Annotated in this window: 17 protein-coding genes and 2 pseudogenes; 10 read left to right on the top strand and 9 right to left on the bottom strand. The window is 69.8% G+C overall.

Translation table 11 applies throughout. From position 1 onward, the window contains the following. Positions 1-88: 88 nt before the first annotated feature. Together AAFF41_RS00095 and AAFF41_RS00090 are read right to left on the bottom strand one after the other, a co-directional pair. On the bottom strand, positions 89-274 hold the full coding sequence (locus AAFF41_RS00095) for a DUF6126 family protein (RefSeq protein ID WP_319752525.1): 186 nt from the start codon (positions 272-274) through the stop codon (positions 89-91). Between the two features lie 266 nt (positions 275-540). Next, positions 541-879: an ArsR/SmtB family transcription factor gene (locus AAFF41_RS00090; protein WP_343323164.1), complete on the bottom strand. Its 339-nt coding sequence runs from the start codon at positions 877-879 to the stop codon at positions 541-543. Positions 880-1,467: 588 nt separating this feature from the next. Between AAFF41_RS00090 and AAFF41_RS00085 the strand changes: the two genes are divergently transcribed. After that, positions 1,468-1,926, top strand: a complete 459-nt coding sequence (locus tag AAFF41_RS00085) for a DUF6417 family protein (RefSeq protein ID WP_319752523.1) — start codon at positions 1,468-1,470, stop codon at positions 1,924-1,926. Positions 1,927-2,059: 133 nt separating this feature from the next. Here the strand turns inward: AAFF41_RS00085 and AAFF41_RS00080 are convergent, their stop codons facing one another. Both AAFF41_RS00080 and AAFF41_RS00075 read right to left on the bottom strand, forming a co-directional pair. Continuing rightward, a complete protein-coding gene (locus AAFF41_RS00080; protein ID WP_343323163.1) occupies positions 2,060-6,223 on the bottom strand; it encodes a caspase family protein in 4,164 nt (1,387 codons plus the stop codon). Then, positions 6,213-7,070 carry a lipase family protein gene (locus AAFF41_RS00075; RefSeq protein ID WP_319752521.1) on the bottom strand — a complete coding sequence of 286 codons (858 nt, stop codon included), beginning with the start codon at positions 7,068-7,070 and terminating at the stop codon, positions 6,213-6,215. The genes AAFF41_RS00080 and AAFF41_RS00075 overlap by 11 nt, the downstream gene beginning before the upstream one ends. Positions 7,071-8,119: 1,049 nt before the next feature. Between AAFF41_RS00075 and phoU the strand changes: the two are divergent. Continuing rightward, positions 8,120-8,725 (top strand): annotated as a pseudogene (phoU, locus tag AAFF41_RS00070) (phosphate signaling complex protein PhoU); the annotation flags it as partial. Positions 8,726-9,516: 791 nt separating this feature from the next. Then, complete coding sequence (locus AAFF41_RS00065; RefSeq protein ID WP_319754609.1) at positions 9,517-10,263, top strand: PP2C family protein-serine/threonine phosphatase; 747 nt, start codon at positions 9,517-9,519, stop codon at positions 10,261-10,263. Positions 10,264-10,365: 102 nt separating this feature from the next. Here the strand turns inward: AAFF41_RS00065 and AAFF41_RS00060 are convergent, their stop codons facing one another. Next, positions 10,366-10,584 (bottom strand): hypothetical protein, encoded by a 219-nt coding sequence (locus tag AAFF41_RS00060; RefSeq protein WP_319754610.1) that lies wholly within the window; start codon positions 10,582-10,584, stop codon positions 10,366-10,368. 357 nt (positions 10,585-10,941) lie between these two features. On the opposite strand from AAFF41_RS00060, the gene AAFF41_RS00055 reads away from it, so the two are divergent. Then, on the top strand, positions 10,942-11,373 hold the full coding sequence (locus AAFF41_RS00055) for an SRPBCC family protein (RefSeq protein ID WP_343323162.1): 432 nt from the start codon (positions 10,942-10,944) through the stop codon (positions 11,371-11,373). Positions 11,374-11,547: 174 nt separating this feature from the next. Here AAFF41_RS00055 and AAFF41_RS00050 read toward each other — a convergent pair whose 3' ends face one another. Next, a complete protein-coding gene (locus tag AAFF41_RS00050) occupies positions 11,548-11,829 on the bottom strand; it encodes a hypothetical protein (protein WP_343323161.1) in 282 nt (93 codons plus the stop codon). Positions 11,830-12,139: 310 nt separating this feature from the next. Between AAFF41_RS00050 and AAFF41_RS00045 the strand changes: the two are divergent. After that, positions 12,140-12,468, top strand: a pseudogene (locus tag AAFF41_RS00045) (permease); the annotation flags it as partial. Between the two features lie 1,269 nt (positions 12,469-13,737). Beyond that, a complete protein-coding gene (locus AAFF41_RS00040; RefSeq protein WP_319754613.1) occupies positions 13,738-14,691 on the top strand; it encodes a PP2C family protein-serine/threonine phosphatase in 954 nt (317 codons plus the stop codon). An 833-nt stretch (positions 14,692-15,524) separates the two neighbouring features. Here AAFF41_RS00040 and AAFF41_RS00035 read toward each other — a convergent pair. Continuing rightward, positions 15,525-15,818 (bottom strand): hypothetical protein, encoded by a 294-nt coding sequence (locus AAFF41_RS00035; protein ID WP_319754614.1) that lies wholly within the window; start codon positions 15,816-15,818, stop codon positions 15,525-15,527. Between the two features lie 185 nt (positions 15,819-16,003). On the opposite strand from AAFF41_RS00035, the gene ku reads away from it, so the two are divergent. From ku to AAFF41_RS00020, 3 genes are all read left to right on the top strand, one after another. Next, entirely contained in the window at positions 16,004-16,789 is a 786-nt protein-coding gene (gene ku / locus AAFF41_RS00030) for a non-homologous end joining protein Ku (protein ID WP_343323160.1), read from the top strand. A gap of 98 nt (positions 16,790-16,887) precedes the next feature. Continuing rightward, positions 16,888-17,208: a hypothetical protein gene (locus AAFF41_RS00025; protein WP_343323159.1), complete on the top strand. Its 321-nt coding sequence runs from the start codon at positions 16,888-16,890 to the stop codon at positions 17,206-17,208. A 342-nt stretch (positions 17,209-17,550) separates the two neighbouring features. Next, complete coding sequence (locus AAFF41_RS00020) at positions 17,551-17,763, top strand: hypothetical protein (protein WP_319754617.1); 213 nt, start codon at positions 17,551-17,553, stop codon at positions 17,761-17,763. Positions 17,764-18,525: 762 nt separating this feature from the next. On the opposite strand, the gene AAFF41_RS00015 is transcribed toward AAFF41_RS00020, so the two are convergent. Then, positions 18,526-19,113 carry a DinB family protein gene (locus AAFF41_RS00015; protein ID WP_319754618.1) on the bottom strand — a complete coding sequence of 196 codons (588 nt, stop codon included), beginning with the start codon at positions 19,111-19,113 and terminating at the stop codon, positions 18,526-18,528. Between the two features lie 5 nt (positions 19,114-19,118). On the opposite strand from AAFF41_RS00015, the gene AAFF41_RS00010 reads away from it, so the two are divergent. Beyond that, entirely contained in the window at positions 19,119-19,247 is a 129-nt protein-coding gene (locus AAFF41_RS00010) for a hypothetical protein (protein WP_319754619.1), read from the top strand. A 21-nt stretch (positions 19,248-19,268) separates the two neighbouring features. Here the strand turns inward: AAFF41_RS00010 and AAFF41_RS00005 are convergent. Next, positions 19,269-20,062 (bottom strand): IS5 family transposase gene (locus AAFF41_RS00005; RefSeq protein ID WP_425526223.1). Its coding sequence is split into 2 segments (ribosomal slippage): positions 19,269-19,730 and positions 19,733-20,062, totalling 792 coding nucleotides; the frame shifts between segments, so codons are not numbered across the junction. Between the last annotated feature and the right edge of the window lie 544 nt (positions 20,063-20,606).

Raw genomic sequence — 20,606 nt, 5'->3', positions numbered from 1 at the left:
TGCACCGGTGTTCCCATAGGGCCGACCGGTCCTCAGACGAGGCGGGTCGGCCCCGTTCCGTGGGGAACGCAGCCTCTCTGATTCCTGGTCACTTGTGCGCGTGCTCGCCCAGGTAGAAGAGCAGCCACACGAACCCGGCGAACAGATGGGTGCCGAAGATGTAAAAGCCCGCCCGGATCGCGACACCGCGCTCGATCCGCCACTCCCCGTTCTTGGCCTTCCGCTCGCCCCGCTTGCTTTTCCGCCGCTCGGTCGCCTCAGCTCTACCACTCACAGTGTTGTCTCCTTGCTTCCCGCGATCTCCACATTGATACGGCCTACGACGACAGGGGGAACCGGACGAGGACTACCTTGCCGTCATGGTCGGCGGCCCGTGCCGCGCTGACGTCGCCGTCGTACTCGGCGGCCAGCTCGGCCACCAGCTGCAGCCCGCGCCCGTCGCGCCCGGTTCGAGCTCGGGCAGATGCGGCTCGGCGTCAGCGACACCTACCGCTGCTGCGGCCCGGCTTCGGCGCCACGGCCGGAACGAGCGTCCGCCCATCACGGCGCCGGCTCCGTGACACGCAGCTCATCCAGCAAATCCCGACGGCCCGCCGCCAGAACGGACAGGATCCGGCGCGCCGCGGCCAGCAGCTCGGCCACGTCCCCGCCCGCCAGCTCGTACACCACGGTGGAGCCGGTGCGGGTGGCGGTGACGATCCCCGAGCGGCGCAGAACCGCCAGCTGCTGCGAGAGGTTCGACGGCTCGACCTCGATCGCCGTCAGTAGGTCACGCACCGGCTTCGGCCCGTCCTGCAACAGCTCCAGCACCCTTATCCGCACCGGATGCCCGAGCATCCGGAAGAACTCCGCCTTCGCCTCGTGCAGCGGCACCTGCATGAAGCGCGAACGTTGCGCCGTCCCGCCCTGGCTGGTAGGCGGGCCTGAGTGTGTTGAGAGGGAGGGGTGAACGGGTGCAAAACCCTGCATCAGACGACGCCGGTACCGCCGTGTTTTACCGGGTGGCGTCCCGCCTGGCACGTCTGTGGCGGCCGGTGTCACCCGGTGGGCTTGCCTTCCCTGCCTTTGGCGCTGTCCGGGCCGGTGTCGGCGTCTACGGTCGGCGCACGCGTTCATGGGCACACGCTGGGGGAGCGGGATGAGGAATTGGGAGAGGGGGCTGTCGGTGCTGGAGGCGCTGTGGGAGCGTGGGCGGGTGGCCGGGCACGGCTGGACGCTGGATACGGAGCTCCTCCTGCCGCATCAGCAGCAGGTGAACGCCCTGGAAGCCAGGGCCTGGTGGAGCTTGCCTGCCGGGAGGCCGTGCGGAGCTGTCGGTCCTGGAGGGTCGGCCCGTGCGGTGGGCGGCCCGTTTGACGCCGTACGGCCACGACACCCTCGCGTACGGCCAGTCCCGCCCCCGGGCCGAGCCTCCGCCCGGGGAGGCGGCCCCGGACCGGCAACTGGTGGAGCTGATCCCCCTGGCAGATGGCCGCACTGCGAGTGTTCGTCGGCCTCACCGGCCGGCTCCGGGTGCCGCCGGCCGACAGGCTGGCGGAGCAGGTCCGTACGGCCTCGTGCGATCACGGGATCAAGCGGTGGCGGCTGTATCTGACACAGGAGCAGATGGATTCGGTGGCGTACGCGTTGTGGCTGCACCGGATGACCGGCTCCGCCGCGGAGGCCAACCGCCTTGCCCGCGAATACGGCGTCGCACACACCCCGTCTCCAGCCGGCCCGTACCGGCCGGCACTCGGCGCCGTCGTGACGGCGGCGCCGGGCAAGGCCGCGCCCTGTGGGCGGGGGCCGGCGGGCGCGAGTGACGTGGATGGGCTGGTCGGGGCGGTGGCTGAGGCCCTCGGTGAGCGGATGCAGGCGACGCGCTGCGCGGTGGCGCACTCCGCATTCGGTTGTGCTTCTTGGCGCGGGCCCCGGCCGGTGTGCTGATGCGTCGGCCGGGGAGTATGTGCGCAGCCATTGCCTGCTGGTGAGGGGTCACTATGTGCTCCAGCTACCGTGCCGCGTCATCCGTGGTGTTCGCCGCGGTGTTCCTGGCGGGCTGCTAGCGAATCGGCGGGTGCTACACCGTGCTCGATGGTTCGGCGCGGTCGAACACCACGAGGTCCCAACCGGTGCCGACCACGATCTCCCCGCGCGGGCCGACGCACAGCGCACCGCGGATCATGCCGGCTACGTCGAACGCGTCACGCTGCGTGCCGTTCCGCAGGTCCCAGAACCGCACCGACCCTCCACTGTCGACGGAGAGCGCGGTGGGCACGCCGTCGAGTGCGCGGCAGTCGATCGCGGCAATCGGGCGCTCGTGCCCCGCGAGGGCGTGCAGGGCGGCACCGGTCGTCAGGTCCCACACTCGGACGTACGTGTCCTGGCCGCCGGTGACCGCCACGGGACGGCCGTCGACCGATCCGCATGCCACTGCTTCCACGGTGCCGTCGTGTCCCGTCAGCGCCGCGCGCCGGGTGCCCGTGGTCAGGTCCCACACCCACGCGGTTCCGTCGTAGCCGACCGAGACCGCGAGCGGCCGCCCGCCAACGCCCGAGCACGCGATGCCGTTCACCGCGATCTCGTGCCTGGTGTGGATCTCGCGGCACACCTCGCCCGTGTCGAGCCACCAGACGAACAGCGAGTCGTGGTACGCCCCGGCGCTGACCGCCACGGGCCGTCCCGCCAGAGTCGTGCACGCGATCCCCCTGACTGGTCCCCTGTGGCCGGTGAAGGTAGACGCCGGCGTCCCGCTGGCCAGGTCCCAGACCCTCACGGTCTCGTCGTCCCCGCCGGTGATCGCTACGGGCTGTCCGGCCACGACGGCGCACGCGGCAGCATAGACGGCGCTCCTGTGCCCGGTGAGGGTGACGCGGAGGCGCCCGGTGTCGAGTTCCCACACCCGGACGACGTCGTCGTGCCCGGCGGTGACCGCCACGGCAACGCCGTCCACGACCGCGGTCGCGACCGCGCCGATGTCCGAGGTGTGGCCGGCGGCGGGCAGGCGGGCGCGCACGGACGCGGTGAGGTCCCACACCCGCACCGTGCCGTCGAGCCCGGTACTCACCGCGACCGGCTGTCCGCTGTGGACGGTGCAGGTCACCGACGACACGAAGTGCTCGTGGCCGGCCATGACCGCGCGCGACTCGCCCGTGACCAGGCCCCACACCCGGACGGTGCCGTCGATCCCGCCGGTGACCGCGACGGTCTCGCCGTCGATCACCTTGCAGTCCACCGAGGTCACCGTGTTCTCGTGACCGATGAGGGCAAGCGCCTCCTCTGCGCTGTGGAGGTCCCACACCCGGACGCTGCCATCGGTGCTGCCGGACACCGCGACCGGACGTCCATGTAGGACGGTGCAGGCCACCGCGCGGAACCCGTGACCGCCGAGGAAGTCGTCGGTGATCCTGCGTTGCGCGCCGGTGGCCAGGTCCACCACGAGGACGTTCGAGTGGGTCGCGACGACGGCCACCGGTCGGCCGTCGAGGACCGTGCACGCCAGCGCGTCGACGGAACAGGCGTAGGCGGCGACGCGGGTGCTGCTGTGGACGTCCCACACCTCGAGCGCCGGTCCGCCCACCACGGCGACGGGACGGCCGTCGAGTTCGGCGCACGCGACCGTGTTCAGGTGGCGGCCGTGGCCGGTGGGCGTGCTCCACACCGCGCCCGTGGCCGGGTTCCACACCCGCAGCTCAGCGTCGCGGCCCGCGGTCACCACGAGCGGACGCCCGTCCACGACCGTGCACGCGACCGCGTCCACCGTGTCCGTGTGACCGGTGAGCGTGGCGCGGACGGCCCCGGTGTCGAGGTCCCACAGCCGGACCACGCAGTCGTGGCCCGTGGTGACCGCGACGGGGCGACCGTCGAGGACGGTGCACGCGCTCGCCGTCACCGGCTTGTCGCCGCCGACGAGCGTCGCGCGGAGGGCGGAGCTGATCTGCTGCCCGGTCGCCCAGCGCGGGAACCACCGCAGGGGCGGCACGAGCGCCCGGTGCAGCTCGGTCGCGCCGAACCTCGCCGCGTCCGTGGCGAGCACCAGGCGGCGCCGCTGCGGCGGCAGGCGCCGGTGCACGCCGGAGGAGGCGCGGTAGACCGAGCGCACCAGGCGGGCGCCGGGCGTGGTGACGTGGTCGAGTGCGGGGAGCAACTCGTCGGGTTCCGCGTGGGCCAGGTAGCCGGGATCGGCGACGAGTTCGTCCAGTCGCCCGCACCGCGCGGCGTGCGTCGCGAGGTGCCGCAGCAGGTACGGGTGCGCTCGCGACCAGAGCCGCTCGCCGGTGTGGTCGAGCGGGACCCGCGACAGCAGCACCTCCGTGAACGCGCCGTGCGCCGCGACGGCGTCGACGCCCTCACGCAGGTGCTCGGCAAGCGCCTGGTGGTACAGGCGGTAGGCGGAGCGGTGCGCCTCGACCGCCTCGACGACGTACGAGCCGGCGTGGCGGCGCAGCCACTGCAGGTCCTCGTCGCCGTACCCCGTCCCGGCCAGCCGGGCGGCGAGCGGTGCCCATATGTCCTCCCACGGCAGGCCCTGCCCCTCGGCGAACGCCAGCGGCCGCAACAGGTCGCGCACGCGCTCGGCGTCGCCGCCGAGCCTGGTCACGAGGTCGTGGCGCATTGCTGGCCCGGGCAGCCGCGGCAGCGCCGCGCGCCACACCGGGTCGCGCCAGTCGGGGATCGCTGTGTCCGCCGCGAGGGTGCCGCTGGTGATGCGGGCGACCAGGAACGACGGGGTGGCGGCCGCCGCGACCGCCGCAGCCACGGCGGCGGTCGCGTGGGGCCGGTCCCGGTAGGGGCTCTCGGCCGCCGACTCCCGCAGGCAGCGCGCCGAGTACGCGGTCAGGGCGTCGAGGTCGGCGTAGCGGGATGCGTCGAGGTCCACGCTGCCGTCCCGCCGCAGTCCGAGGTCCGCCAGCAGGTGCGGCCGCGTGCCGACGAGCAGGCGCAGCCGGCCCGCCGCGTGGTCGGCCAGCGGGCGCAGCAGCCGCAGGACGAGGTCGTGAGGGTCGGCCGCCTCGTCGAGCGCGTCGATGAGGACGGTGACCGGCGTGGTCAGCGCGTCGAGCAGCGCACCCGGCGTCTCGGCGGGCACGCGGGCACCGGCGGCGATCCCCCGCAGCACCTGGTCGGTGGTCAGGTTCTGCGCGTACACGGCGACGTCGACCGCTCCGACGGCGGGGACGGCGTCCGGCGGCAGGCCGATCGTGTCGACGGGCACCATGGGACGCCGGTCCGGGTGGGTCAGCGTCGAGACGAGGCCGAGGACCGCGGTCTTGCCGGACCCGGGCGCGGCGGTCACCGCGAGGAGCGGTCGCGCCGGGTCGGGCTCGGCGAGCCAGCGTGCGATGTCGCGCAGGGCGGCCACCCGCCCGGAGAACCACCACCCGTCCCCGCCCTTGGCCCGGACCAGCAGGGTGGCGCGGAACTCGCCGTCCCGCCGCCGCGCCTCGGCGTCCCACTCCACGGCCTGCTGGATTGCGAGGTCCACGCCCGACGGGCGGGTGTCGCGGCGCGGGTTGGGCAGGAACGGCGGCACCTCGCCGGTGAGCGCGGCCATCGCCGAGCCGATCATCTGGAAGCGCGGCCGGGCCGGGTTGGCGTTCATCGCCTTGACCACCGTGTCCAGCGGCAGGGTGGACGGCGCGTGGCCCGCGGTTGAGACGTCCACGACGGCGTCACCCAGCAGTCGGGGGAACGCGCCGACGCTCGCCTGTTCCACGGGCTGGGCGGAGGTGATGACCACGAGCCCTGTGCCTGCCTCGCCCGCCCAGTGCCGGGTCATCCTGGTGAGCGCTGCGGCCGTCAGCTCGTTGCCGCCCTGGCCGGAGTAGCAGGTGTCGAGCATCAGCAGCAGCCGCCGCACGGGGGTGTCGAGCAGCATTCGCCGGGCCAGTTCCGCCGTGGGCAGGGCGTCGGCGACGTCGTCCGGGTCGGTGTCCGCGGTGAGCAGGACGTGGTCTTCGCTGCCCTGGAGCACCTCACCATGCGCCGCGACGTACACCGCGAGCACGTCGTCCGGCCGCCGGTCGGGGGCGCGGCAGAAGGCGCGGAGCCGGCTGGTGAGCTGCTCGCGGGTCGGGTCGAGGCCGAGGTCGTCGACGAGGGTGTAGCCGAGAGTGCCGGTGAACAGCTCGATGATCCGCTCCCGCGCGTGTACGAGGCTGGGCCGGTCCCACCGCGGCGCCTTCGCGTAGTGCGCCACCGCGGTCGCGATCAGGAACCGCCGTACCGGGTCGTCACCGTTCACCGAGCCCTCCGGCGATGGCGGCGCCGGTGAGCCGGTCGGTCAGGTACGCGGCGGCGTCGTGCGCGTGGGAGCCGTTGTGCACAACGACGTTGTGCACCCGGTCGCCGAACCGGCAGCGGAGGTCCTTCTCCAGTGCGACCACGTCGCCGCGGTCCACGACGTTCGTCCACACCAGGTCGTCCGGGCCCGGCCAGGCCCCCAGCCCGTCGATGGGCGCGGGTTCGAGCTGGTCGAAGATCAGGTTCCGGATCCCGAGCGGCGACCCGAGCGTCACCAGCGCCCTCACGCTGTGCGGCCGCGCGCACAACGCCTCGTACGCCACGAGCGTGCCCAGCGAGTGTGCGACCACCACCCGGGTGTCTGGCTCGATCAGCGCCGCCAGCCGGGACCGGGCCGCCGCCCGCAGCTCGGGATCGGCCAGGTAGCGGTGCACCTGCTTGAGGTCGAAGACCAGCGCGCGCGTCGCGATCCCGGCGAAGAACCTCGAGCGCGACAGCTGGCGCAGCGCCGCCTGCACGGACCCGGGCACGCGCGCCAGAGTGTCAGCGCCGGGTGGCGCCACCGCGGGATCGGCCTCGGCGGCCGCGCGCCACCACGCGAGGAGCTGCTCCTGCTCCCATCCCGGCTCGACATCCTGGGGTCCGAGGAGGGGGTCGCCGACGCCCAGGGATTCACCGGGCGGGCGGAACAGGTCGCCGTAGAACGCCATGGCGCCGTCGCCGGCGGCCGCCTCGTCGCCACCCGCCCTGGCCAGGCCGTCCAGCAACGTTGGCCACCAGTCCCGCAGCAGCGTGCGTTCCCCCAGCAGCTGCTTGCCCACTCCGTGCACGCAAACGACGCGAGCCACACCGCCCCCTCAGCCCTTGCGGACGCCATTGTCACACGGCCCTGCCCGCCACTCGTCGAGGTGAGCAGTCGCACCCTGGCGGCCTGCCGCCAACTGGCCGCGCGGCCCGCCGCCGCGTCCGCGCGGCGCAGGCTCCCACGACTCCGACGGCCCAACGCGCCAGCATCGTCAAGGCCTTCAATCAGGCACGGAAAGCCAGGGACAGACCTTGTTATGACCGGATCCTGTTCCGGATCACTCCGAACTCCGGATCGTCCGGGGCGCGCTGGCGGCGGCGTCCTCGCCGTCGGCTGGATCTCGACCTCGGCCCCGCGAGACTGATCCGCATCGGTGGTCTGCGGTCTGCGGTCTGCGGGAGCGGCTCGGCCGGAACTGGTCCTGTCACGTTCGGTTGCCGAGACGGCGCAGCAAGTACTGCTGCGGCCTCCGCTCCGCCGGATCGTTTCGTGGCGCGTGGCCTGGTTGTACCTGCCCGAGAACGAGACCCGGATCGGGGGCGGCCTGTTCGCCACCGCCCACCCCTGGACCCGGCAGGCCGGAGCCTCTGCTGGGGCCTGGGGCGCGGCGAGCTGTCTCGCGCGATCGTGCGGCTGCCCAGATCCGGGGGGAAGCAGGTAACGCAATGAGTTGGGCCACGTGGTTGGTCGCGGGCAGCTCGAACGCACCTCCACCCACCAGCTCTACCGGCCTCATATCACCTCCAACAGCCTGAACGCCTCACCCGACCCCGCACCAGCGCAACACCCCCACCCCCAGCCGGCCAACCACCGCCACCGCACCCGCTCTCCCCGTACGCCACCAGCGCGGGCGATGCCCCAGGCACCGAGCACAACGGCCTCACCCGGCAGCGGGTACCGTGCCTTCGCCGAAGAGCGCGACATCGGGCCACGGCGACGTCCCGGCACGGCTGGACAAAGCGAGCGGGCGCTGCCGGGCCACCGCGGTCGAATCGCAGGCGTCAAAGCGTCGTTGAGCCGTACCCCTGGGGTGGAAGGCTGGCCGCCGGAAAGAACAAGCGGGCACAGAACCGATGGAGCGGGGAGAGCGTGATGCGGGACGCTTATCACGAGGAGTTGGACTCGATCAGTGACGGTCTGGTGGAGATGGCGAGGCTGGTCGGCTCGGCGATCGGCCGGGCCACGACCGCCCTCCTCGATGCCGACCTCTCGCTTGCCGAGAGCGTCATCTCGGCCGACTCGAGGGTCGATGACCTGCAGCGCGACCTGGAAGACCGGGCGATTGCGATCCTGGCGCGGCAGCAGCCGGTCGCCACGGACCTGCGGGTCGTCGTCACCTCGCTGCGGATGAGCGCGGACCTGGAGCGTTCGGGCGACCTGGCCGAGCACGTGGCCAAGCTGGCCCGGCTGCGCTTCCCCAAGTTCGCGGTACCCGGCGACCTGCACCGTACGATCCTGGAGATGGGCCAGCTCGCGCAGCGCCTGATGGCGCAGGCCGCAGAAGTGATCACCACCAAGGACGTCGATGCGGCCCTCCGGCTGGAGGAGGACGACGACCGGATGGACGAGCTGCACCGCACGCTTTTCCAGCATCTGATGGACGACCGCTGGAAGCACGGCGTCGAGACGGCCGTCGACGTCACGCTGGTCGGCCGCTACTACGAACGGTTCGCCGACCATGCCGTGTCGGTAGCCCGGTGAGTGGTCTACCTGGTCACCGGCGAGCATGCCGACGAGCTGAGCACAGACGCGTCCATCACCCCGTGAACCCGGCCCTATGGCGGCTCGGCCCCCTACGCTCGGCGAACCGGCGCGCCCCGGGGCACCCTGCCGACGGACTGGTCACCGGCCGTCAGAGGGGCTGGGTGAAGCGCCACAGGCGGCGGGGCAGGTCCCCTTCGTCGAAGGCGTGGACCTCGTCGAGTGTCCAGCCGTCGGCAAGCATGCCGACCAGGTCGCGGGGGAGAAGCGCACCGCGAAGCCGCCGTGCTCAAAGGGGTCGTCGCCGTGGGCGGCGCCGGTGTCGTAGTGGACGTCACCGGTGTGGGGCGGTGTCGAGGAGGTCCCGCCAGGGGCGTGCGGCAGGCCACTGTGACCGTCCGTGGAGGCTGGCCGGAGGGGGCGCCGGAGCGGAGAATGGTGTTGTTGCCCCGCTCGTCGGTTGGGCGGTGGTCGGATGGACAGGCTCGGCCGGGTGGCTCCGCGCGCTGGAAACCGACCGACGCACTGTGCCTGGCGCTGCGGCGGGGCGACGTCATAGCCTTCGCCCGCCCGTGCGTCCGGGCCGAACCGCGAGAGTTCTGCGTGTGCGCGCGGCTGGCCGACGTCTGAGCGACAGGCATCAACTCGCCGGGTGTCCCGGACAGGACGTCTCGTGAGGGTCCATCTCTCGGCTCAGGCTTTCGGCCGCGAGGACTCGTGTACGAGTGTCAGCAGGTCCGGGGCCCGGCCTCCTGCGGTGTGCCGGTGCGGGAAGGCGGTGGCGCTCCATGTCGTACGTCGCCGTGAGTGCGCTGAGCCATCCCGGGCTGCTCCGCGGGCGGAACGAGGACAGCCTCGTCGTCGGACCGTGGACACTGTGCGCCACCGTGACCGAGAACCCGCAGAGCCTGGTCTTCCCGCTGGGGACGCCCCTCGTCGTCGCCGTCGCCGACGGGCTCGGCGGACATCCCGGCGGCGACGTGGCCAGCGCCCTGGCTGCCCACCGGCTCGCGTCGATCGGTCCCACTCTGAGCAGCGAGGACGCCGTCCGCGACGCCTTGAACGCTTGCAACCGCGCCCTGTACCGGGCTGCCGGCGGCACCGGAAGTGAGCTGGCCACCATGGGGACGACCGTCGCCGGCGTCGTCGTACAGCCCGGCTCGCTGCTGACGTTCAACGTGGGGGACAGCCGGGTGTTCGCGGCCTCTCGCGACGGGCTGCGCCAGGTGAGCGTCGACGACAGCCCGCCGCTCGAACCCGGGGAGCGCACCACGTCCCTCGTCACCCAGTGCCTGGGCGGTACGCCCGGCTACCGCCCCATCAGTCCTCACGTGACGGCCGCGTCGCTGTCGCCCGGCGACCGCTACCTCATCTGCACAGACGGTCTGACCGACCCGGTGACGCCGGACGAGATCGATGCGGTGATGCGGGAGCACGACGACGGCCGGGCGGCCTTCGAACTGTGGAAGGCCGCCATCGCGGCGGGCGGACCCGACAACATCACGCTGGCGGTCGTACGCGTCGGCGACGAGTAGGGGAGGCCCCTGTCGCCCTCTCGGCATGCGGTCAGACAGGGAAGACCCCCAACGCGCCAGGACGGCGATACACGGTGGGGCGGAAATCCGGGGTTACGGTGGCTACGCCGTGTTGTCCCAGTCGTACGGTCCGCCACCGCACCACTTGATCAGCTCTGGGTCGTCGACGACCCGGTCCTCGACGGGCAGGCCGGCACGGTGCAGGAAATCCAGCACGTCGAACAGGCTGTGCGCGGTGCCCGTGCACTTGCCGCGGATCATCACGCGCCGACCCCCGTCCGACTCCGGCGAAAGCACGACCACCGGGGGGCGCACGTCCATGTCACCAGCATGCGCCGGGACCGGCCGGCCCGCAGCTTCCGGTCGTCGTCGCTGAGGCTCACCGAGACGTTGTTGCCCAGGCTGTGCTCCATGCCCCGTGAGGTGTCGCGCTCATCAGGGTGAAGTCGCCCGGGGTCTTCCGCATGCCGCGCATGATCTTGTCGGCTTCGGTGTGTCCTGCCGGCCGAACACCTCATAGGTACCTGCCGGTGGTGACAGCATCGGACAGCGTGGTCGTAGCGATGCGCGTTGCGGACCGCGTTCACCGGAACACTCGACGCCACCACCGGGCACCCCACCGGGCGCACACTGGACACAGAAAGCCCATGCGTCATGAGTCGAACATGGAGGTGGGCCATGAGCACCCTCGAAGAACACGTCGACGTTGGAGTGCCGATCGACAAGGCTTGGGACGACCTCCACCGCGTGGAGAACTATCCGCGGTTCGTAGAAGGAGTGCGCGAGGTCCGTACGGAGGCGGGTGGTCGAGCGCGTCTGGACGTCGAGGCCGGCGGCCGGGCCCGGGTGTTCGAGGCCGAGATCTCCGATCGCAAGGGGGAACGCGTGATGGAGTGGCACACCACCAGCGACCCCGAACTGGTGGGTTCCTTCTCGCTGCAGCCGACCAACGAGAACCGCACCCGGGTCCAGGCACGGCTCGAGTACGACCCCGACGCGATCAGGGAGACCTTCGGCGGGCAGAGGGGATTCGCCCAGGTGCACGCGATCGAACGGCTCGTTCGCAGCGATCTGGAGCATTTCAAGGAGTGCGTGGAACAAGGGGGTTGAGCGGTAGAGAAGGCGGGTGCAGGGGGCTGTCGAGGACCGCAGCCTGCGCTCGAAGCCGCAGGCGGGCCGGGGCGCCGTAGCCGCTGCGCGCCGTTGTGTCGGAACCCGCGGTGGGGCGGAGGATCTGACGGATTTGGAATGACCCCGTTTGGAGTCGCATGCTCCGCACGCCGGTCAGGTCTCGATCACGGCATCGCAGTCGGAGCAGACCACGGATACGTACTGCACGGGGTACCAGGGAGCGCCAGGGTGTGCGGAGGGCTTCCAGCAGGCCGTCTGCATGGCGAAGGTGTCCTTGCCGCAGAGGGTCCGCGGTCCCGTCGCGGAGGGCTCCCCCGGGGCGGAGGGCGCGGCGTGCAGCTTGCGGACGGGCCGTTCCTCACCAGTCGCTATCCCCAGGGAGGAGCGCTTGGCCACTGGGTTGTCGAGCTCGTACACGACGACGATTTCGCCCATGCCCCCACAGTAGGCGGCCGGGCGCCCGACCTGCTCGCGGCATCGAGTCGGGTGGCTGTCCAGTCCCATCCACCGGTTCGATCCTGGCGACCTCGAACTCCACAATGATCTCATCAGCCAGCCGCAACGCACTCAAGAACGCGGTGTAGGGCTGGATTCCCAGGCGGATTGAATGACGGTCGCCCAGCAGCGCAACAGCCTGTCGCCATTCCCCTTCCCGTGCACCGTGACCGGGTGGGTCCGGGGGCTTTGATGGTGAGCTTTCTGGTGATCTCGAAGGTCTGCGGGGTTCCTGTGATGCGGGTGGATCGTCTGCTTGATCGGCAACGTGCCCCTGGCCGTGCTGCTGTGGAAGCGGCATGAGCTTCGGCGGCGTGACCGCCTTCATGTACGCCGACCTGTTGATCCTCCCGATCCTCAATACCTACCGGAAGTACTACGGCAGCTACCAGAAGTACTGGGCGCCCGTATGGCCGCCATTCTGCTGGTCACCTTCTTCGCCGCGATGGTGGCGCCGGTTACGTCGTCGAGTTCGCCTTCGGCGGCCTGGGACTGATCCCCAACCAGGCCGACGCCAAGATTCCCGGGGAAGGGATCACCTGGAACTGCACGACCTGGCTCGACATCGCGTTCCTGCTGCCGGACCTGTGGGCGCAGGTGGCGCGCCTCGCGCCGCTGATCGGGCCGACCCCGGTCCTGGAGAGCAAGCAGCCTCTGTACCGATTCGAGCGCGACAAAGTTCGCTGCGGCCGGGCTCACGCCGACGGCCTCCGACGTCGTACGGCCGCCTCGGGTGGCCAAGCACCCTCCAAATGGAGGCCAGGGCGATCGCGCTCACACCAGCACGGAGGGGCGGTTCTTCAGCGTCGAGACCGAGGTGATCGGTGTACACGCCGACGAGCGCATCGTCGTGCCTGGTACGTATCACCTTGATCCGGTCCTATGGAGCCCGCTGATCTACGACTTCCGCCATGGCGGCAGCGCCCTGCCGTACGTGCAAAGCCCTGAGGTGTTCCAGCAGGAGCGGCTCGTGCGCGGTCACTTTCCTCGACCTTCGGCCGCTTCGCGAGGGCCCGACGTGCGCAGTGCCTCTCGCTCTCCCTCACACCAGGACTGGCGCCACCGTCCCCCGAGCGCACACTGCCCTGGAGCCGTTGGCTATCACTGAGTTCTCTTCACCCCGCATGAAGCCATCGGCGGTGAGCAAGCGCACCCGCTCGCGCACGGCCTGACCCTGCGGAGTGAGGCCACCACCCTGCGCCGCTTCCCGAGCACACCGAACTGGGTACAGACCTCACGGGCCCGTCACCACACCGCCGATCCACCAGCGCGGACCACCCCTGTGAGTGAACGCCTCCGCTGAGCTGGGGCGATAGGGTCATAACGGAAGGTCTGGGCAGTCTCGAGGGCCGGGTCTGGCGCAGTTGTCCTTGTCATCCCAGGGGCGCGTTGCGCCCGGCACACGTCAGGGGGGCCTCTTTGCCGCCAGAGACACAACGATGCGCTCTGACGCTCCCGGGCTCCGATCGCCGAGCGACACCCGGTACGGTCACCAGCACCGACACGGCCAGGCTGACCTTCCTGTGCGACGCCGTGCGCGGTATCGGCACAACCCTGGATCTCAAGCGCCAGGCCGGCCAACTTGCCGGCCTGGCGGTGCCGGGGTTCGCCGACTTCGCTTCGGTTCATCTGTGCGATCAGGTCGTTGCGTCGGAAGATGACCTCGCGCCCCAGGGCCTGGAGGGTGCGGTGGTGATGCACCGCGTGGCGGCAGTCCACCATGAGGACTTGGACTGCCGGGAGGAACTCCGCCCAGGGAAGACCTTCGTCTACACGACCGGCACGGCCATGGCTCGATTCCTTGCGGAGATCGAACCAGTCCTCATTCCCCATGTAGGAGATGAGGTCTTGCAGCAACTTCCGGCGGAGCTCGACAGCCCGGCCGCCCGGTTGGTGCTGAAGGGCTCCTCCGTCCTGCTGGTGCATCTGGTGGCGCACGGTGGGGCCCTCGGCTTCCTGGTGTTCGGGCGCAAACCCGACCGTCCCGCTTTCGTCGCCGCGGACCTGACAGCCTGTGAGGAGGTGGCCGAGCGGGCGGCCGTGGCCCTGCACAACGCCCGGATCCACAGCGACGAAGCGACGGCCTCCGCGGTGCTGCAGCGCAGCCTGCTTCCCACGCCGCCTCCTCGCCTGCCAGGGGTGGAGATCGCCTACCGGTATCACCCCAGCAGTCACACCACGCAGGTCGGAGGCGACTGGTTTGACGTGATCCCCCTGCCGGGCCACCGAGTCGGACTCGTCATCGGCGACGTGGCAGGTCACGGCCTGCACGCAGCGGTCGTCATGGGACAGCTGCGCACGGCGGTCAGGACCCTCGCCACTTTGGACCTGCCCCCCGGGCGGCTACTTGCCCAGCTCGACGCCTTCGCACAGCACCTGGGCCATACCCAGCTGGCCACCTGTCTGTACTGCGTCTACGACCCGACGACCGGCCGCTCCATTCTCGCCAGCGCCGGCCACCTTCCGCCAGTCCTCGTGGGGCCCGACGGCAGCAATGATCTGCTGAAGGTCCCGGTCGGCGCACCCATCGGAGTGGGCAGCGTCACCTTCGACACCCTGGAACTGCTCACGGACCCCGGCAGCCTCCTCCTGCTGTGCACCGACGGCCTGGTGGAGACCCGCGGGCAGGACATCGAGGAGGCACTCCACGCGCTCGGCCGCAGACTCACCGCCCAGCACTCGTCGCTGGAGGACACCTGTGAGGCACTGATGCGGTGCCAGCATCCCGAGGGTCACCACGACGACATCACCGTCCTCATGGCCCGCCTGAACGGGATTCCATGCGATTCTCTGCGGAAGTAGCTCTGGATGCCGGGCGCCGTTCGGCGTCATGCATCGGCGTCCATGCCAGAAAGCTGTGCGCCATCCAGGTCAGGGGGTGTGCTTGGCTCGTGATGGAGCGTCAAATAGAGTGGGATTGATTCCGAAGAACGCGTTCGGTGACGGCCCATCCTCGAACGAATAGATCGGATCCATGTCGAAGCCGGCGGAGGAGTTGTCCGTCGAACGCACCAACTGGACCCAGTCGAACAGGGCCCTGTAGCCCATGCCCGGATAGTCCACCACAGCGGTGCAGCACGGGAACCCACCGGCTGAGTCGGTGGCAAGGGCCGGGGTGAGCCAAGAGCCCCGTCACCCCTCCAAATGAAGTGCAGAGAAGCCAGGGGCTGACCTGCCGATACGGACGCGACGCCCAGCTCGTGTGCCCTCGCCTGCCGGGCGAGCGAGGAGCGGGCCCCCGGAGACGCACCCGCTTCGGGTATTCGTGCGCCCCGGTCTCCATGTCCTCGCCGCGAGAAGTCCGCACCTTCATCCACTGAATGTTCGAAAAATTTACCTCATGGCGTATTCCATGCAGGGTGATTACTAGGCCACAACACCGAAAGAGCCACAAAGTCGGTGAGGACGTCTAATCGGCGGAGCGGCTTGGACAGGATGTGGTTTGGGCCCCCGGCAAGCCGGCGTGATACCGAGGCACCAGTGACGACTGAAGGCTCAGGACACGCGCAGCACTACCGGGGACTGTTTTTGCCCTCGGAGCCTTCGCGCGGGCCTGACCGCGGCGCGAAGGCTGTGTGACGCCCGCGCTCCGCGGAACCGAAGAGCGCCAAGCCTGTCCCCTGCGGCCGGATCGGTCAGTCTGCATCGATGTCGGGCTGGATCTCCACGGTGAAGGCTGCGTCCTCGGGAAGTTCGCCTTCCTCGTCCTCCCAGACGATCACGCGTACGTGCCTCTGCCCGGTGCCGAGCACCTCCCACTCGGTCATCAGGTCGGTGACGACGTAGGCGGCGACGTACTCGGCGTCCTCTTTGGGGTCGTCGGTGATGACGGTCCCTCGCCACCGCTCGGGATGGCCGCCGTAGGGGCGCCAGCCCTGCGAGCCGTGCGGCTCGTCGACCCGGTACACCCAACCCTTCTCGGTGCCCATGGCACCGATCCTTCCACTCAAGGCGCATCACGCGCCGGATCGGATCGACGTTCGCCGGGCTATAACAACTGCCCCGACGGCATCGAGCTCGAGCATATGTGGGGACTTCCTCGTGCCCCGGGCAGCTCGCTGGGGGTGGCTGCGACCGGGATGCGCGTCACGTGTTGTGGGATGACGCTGGATGCATGAAGGCCACGTGGTCCGGGATGATCCGGTTCGAGTCGGTCGCGCTGTCGATCAGGCTGTACGCCGCCACGGAGGAGCATCCCGTGCGCCTTCACGAGATCCACGCCACGGACGGCAGCCGCGTCGAGCACCGCCGCTTTTGCAAGGCCGAGAACCGGGAAATTCCGTACGAACAAGTCGGTAGGGGCTTCGCCCTGGGGGACGGGCGCATGGTGCCGCTCACGGACGAGGACCTGGCTCATCTGCCTCTGCCCACAAAGCGGACCGTCGACGTGCTTGGTTTCGTGCCCTTCGAGGACATCGACCCGATCAGTTACGGGCGGCCGTACTACGTGGGTCCCGGACCGGGCGCCGACCGCCCCTACTCCCTGCTCGTCGAGGCGCTCGCGCGCACCGGCTACGTCGCCGTCTCCAAGGTAGCCCTCCGCGGCCGGGAGCGGCTGGCGCTGCTCCGCCCTCGCCACGGCATGCTCATCCTTCAGACTCTCCTGTGGCAGGACGAGCTGCGCGACCCCGGAGACCTCGCGCCCTCGACGCCGGTCACCGACCGGGAGCTGGAGCTGGCCGAGGTGCTGATCCGGGAACTCACCGGCATCGACGTCGGCGCGGTGCACGACGAGTACGCCCACGCCCTTGAACAGCTCGTGGACGTGAAGATCACCGGCGGTGAGCTCGCCGGGCCGGCGGAGGCCGCCCCGGCGCTGGACTTGATGGCGGCACTGGAGGAGAGCGTCCGGGCCGCCAAGCGGGCGCACCGACGCCCGTCGGCCCGGCCTCGGCCATAGCCCTTGTGGCCGTACAAGCGCCGTGGACGTTCGCTGTAGCGGATGCTGTCTGGTGCGGTGCCGGGGCCCCAGCCGCGCGGGTCGGTGACGAGCCAGTGGTGCAGGTGCTGCAGGCGCCATGCGGAATCGAGGTGGTGGTGCTGGAAGGCGTCGGTGTCGGCGCCGTCGGGGATGACGGGTCTCGTGGGACACTGCGACGACGTCGAGACCCCCGCATCGGCTACCTGAGCGCAGCCGAACTGAACAAGTGGACCGGCCAGACCATAAAGTTGCTCACCGCGGACACCAGCGAGCCGGGCCCCGGGACGGACATGGCTATCGCGCTGCTGGCGATGCTCGCGCAGATGGAACGGATCTACATGCTGGAGCGTGCCGCCAGCGCGCGTGCCGCCAAGGAAGCCCGAGGACTGCCGACCTGACGGCTCGCGAAGCTCAACGCGACCACCCGCGCCGGAGCCGCCCAGTGGATTAAAGAGTGCGATCCCCGAACAGGTCGCCGCAGAGCCCGGCGTCAGCCACTCCAGGCTGTACCGAGAGCTACGCAAGCACCGCGAGAGCACCAGCCACGAAGGCTGATGAGCGCTCCAAGCCGCATCCCTGTTGGTCAGCGATATCCGTTGCTTTGACAGCGAGTACTGCCGGGACCCCAACACCTTGCGACGCGTGCTACCAGTGACGGACTCTGGTCGTAGTCGTCCACAGGCACGGGCGGAGTACACAGCTGCCCTACCTTGCTGCTTCTGTGGTCCGCGGGGTGCGAAATGAAAGTCGAACTGATCCAACAGGCTGCCAACGCGCTGTTCGGCGTCCCGGACGATGTGCATGAGGAGATCATCACGCTCATCACTGCTGTGACCCGGGCCCCGAAGCTACAGGCCCCGGAGCTGGCCGCAGTATTCGGTGAATGGTGCTGGCTTGTCTACACCAGCCACGGTGACGTGATCGAAGTGCTGGACGTCGGCTGCGCCCGGTGACATGAGCAGCGTGCGGGGCTCTTGCGTTGTGGTCTGGCGTGCTGGACCTCTGCGTGGTCTTCCTCGGGGCCGTGTTCAGCGGCATCTGGCTCGTATTCATCGGCTGGTTCGTGATCGCCTCAGCGACTGCGGAGAGCGGGCAGGCCACGCTCCAGGTACTCCTGCGGGGTGTCCCAGTGTGCGAGGCCATGACCGCCAACCCTCTCGTGGCCGCAGCCGACACCACCGTCGCCGGCTTCCTCGCCGACCCCGCTCTCCGCCACCGTCACTCGGCCTTCCCCATCACGCTTCCCCATCACGACAAAATGCCGTGGGGTGCCGACCGCATTTGGGGTGCCTCCGATCCGGTGCCGACAGACGTCCCCGCTTATGGCCCCGCAGCGAAGTCGCACGGTGCATGGAGGGTTTCGCTCCGAAGGCTGTCGTGCGGCATGATGCCGGTCGTGGGTGCTGACGGCAGCAACGGGGCGGCCAGACACCGCCGCCCGTAGCACGTGGGCGTCCCGCAGCAGCCCCGACCTGTTCCGCTGGAACGTCCCGCCAGCTCACGCTCTTGCACAGCACGTAATCGATGCTCCGCAACGCAGCCCGGTCATCCACCGGCACGCCCGGGATACCGACGCCGTCTGGCCGGCCGGACCGGCAACAGCAGGGCTATGCGCTCCCAGAGGTCATCAGGCACAAGATCAGCAGACACCCGACAGATCCTGCCGACACAACACCCGACTACCAAGCCACCATGCGGATCTCACTCTGAAATGATCAGTAAGCCTCGATTGGTGCGGCCGACCTGGCGGCCTGCTCGATCTTCGCGCAGTAGGCTGCACGGGCTTCCTCGTCGATCTGCTTCTCGAGTTCGGCGCGCAGCCCGGTCCGGCCGTCGAGGCCCTCGCGCAGGATATCGGCGTGCCCGGCATGCCGGATGGACTCGCCGAGGACATGGACCATGATGGCGAACAGGCTCGTGTCGGCATAGGGCTCCGGCCACCACGGCACGTGACCGGGGGCGTCAAGGGGAAGCTCATTGATCGTCGCGTCCGAGTGGTCCCACGTGCGCTGGTAGAACCCGATGACCTGATCGCGGGTCTCGTCCTCGGTCGCCCACAGATCGCTGCCGTTGGAGTCCTGCCACCGGGGCAGCTGTTCCGGGGAAGGGCGGTCGAAGACCTCGCCGAAGTACCTGGCTTCGACGGTGGCCACGTGTTTGACCAGGCCGAGGAGGTTGGTCCCGGTCGCTGTCAAAGGTCGGCGGGCGTCGTATTCGGACAAGCCGTCGAGTTTCCAGAGCAGCGCCTTGCGATCGCGCCGCAGTCTCTCGTGCAGGTTGCCTTTCGCGAATTCATCGATCATGCGGCATGAGCCTGCCATGGGCTACTCGTGGTCTCAAGATCCCGCACGTGGTCCGCGACGACTGGCAGAGCCGAGGCCTGGCCATGGCCGCCGCCCTGATCTGCTACAAGAAGCTCGCGAAACTTGCCACGTGAGACGACCTCTTGGACGTCGTCTCATTTGGTGAGTCGGCGGTAGCAAATGAGGGTGCAGGCGATGGCGGTGAGGGCCAGGAAGTGTTCGGCCTTGCGCTCGTAGCGGCGGTGGAGCCGACGGCAGCCGGCGAGCCGGGCCATGGTGTGCTCGATCGTCCAGCGGTGGCGGCCCGGCCGTGTGGAGGATTCGATGCCGTTGCGTGCGATGCGGTGGGTGATGCCGCGCTTGCGCAGCCATCGACGCAGGTGGTCGTAGTCGTAGCCCTTGTCGGCGTGCAGCTTGGCGGGCTTACGTCGGCGTGGGCCGCGGCGGGAGCGGATCGGCGGGATCCCGCGCACGAGTGGCTCCAGCGCCTGACTGTCGTGCAGGTTGGCGGCCGAGATACCGACGGAGAGGGGTAAACCGGTCCGCTCCGTGATCAGGTGGATCTTCGAGCCTTTCTTGCCCCGGTCGACAGGATTCGGACCTGTCAGATCCCCCCTCTCAGGGCCCGCATGTTCACCGAGTCGATCGCGCACCTCGACCAGTCCAGGTTCCCGCGGGCGCCGAGTTCGTCCAGCACCAGGCGGTGCAGCTTGGCCCAGACCCGCGCCCTGCTCCACTCGCCGAACCGGCGGTGCGCGGTCGGCCCCGACGGGCCGAACGACGGCGGCAGTTGCTTCCAGGTGCACCCCGACGTGGCCACGAACACAATCGCGGCCAGCACCTCACGATCCCCGTACCGCCGCCGGCCACCGCCCTGAGGCCGCGTCGGAGCGGGCGGCACCACCCGCTCGAACAACTCCCACAACTCATCCGGCACCAGACGCTCCACGATGTCCACAAGCGCAGACCACCGACCGAGCCAAATGAGATGGCCTCTTAGGCGATCTGATGACCTGCATCGTCGCCGGGTTGTTGCGGACTGGCATCTTCGCTTTGTGTGTCAGGCGCGCGATGAGCGCGACCTGTTTGGGGAGTGTGTGGTCCTGGGGTTCTGAGGCGTCGGTGTCCTCGGGCGGAGTCGGTGGTCTTTTCGGTGGTCGCGGATTCCATCTGCGCTGGTGTGTTGCCGAGCCTGTCCGCTTGTTGCGGGCGCTTGGCCGGGTTTCTGAAGTGGGACTGGGTCGGCCTCTTGGCGGGTTCAACTGGGTGAGGAGTGTCGTGTCGTCATGTTCGGGCTTTTCCAGCAGTTGCAGCGGCTCGGCTCGCTGAACTGGGCTCGTTCAGTTGTGGATGCCTTTATGGATCGATGCGTTCACCTCGGTGCGGATCGTCGGGGTCATCTTGGTGTGGATCTTGGAGGTCATCTTGCGGGAAGTGGAGAGCCTTGGCTGTTCGAGTCTGGCCTCCAGGACCTTCGGGTGCGATGTTGATGG

This window comes from Streptomyces mirabilis, from assembly GCF_039503195.1.
Classification (GTDB): domain Bacteria; phylum Actinomycetota; class Actinomycetes; order Streptomycetales; family Streptomycetaceae; genus Streptomyces; species Streptomyces mirabilis_D.
The sequence above is the reverse complement of the archived record's forward strand: the minus strand, read 5'-3'. Positions and strand labels throughout refer to the sequence as shown.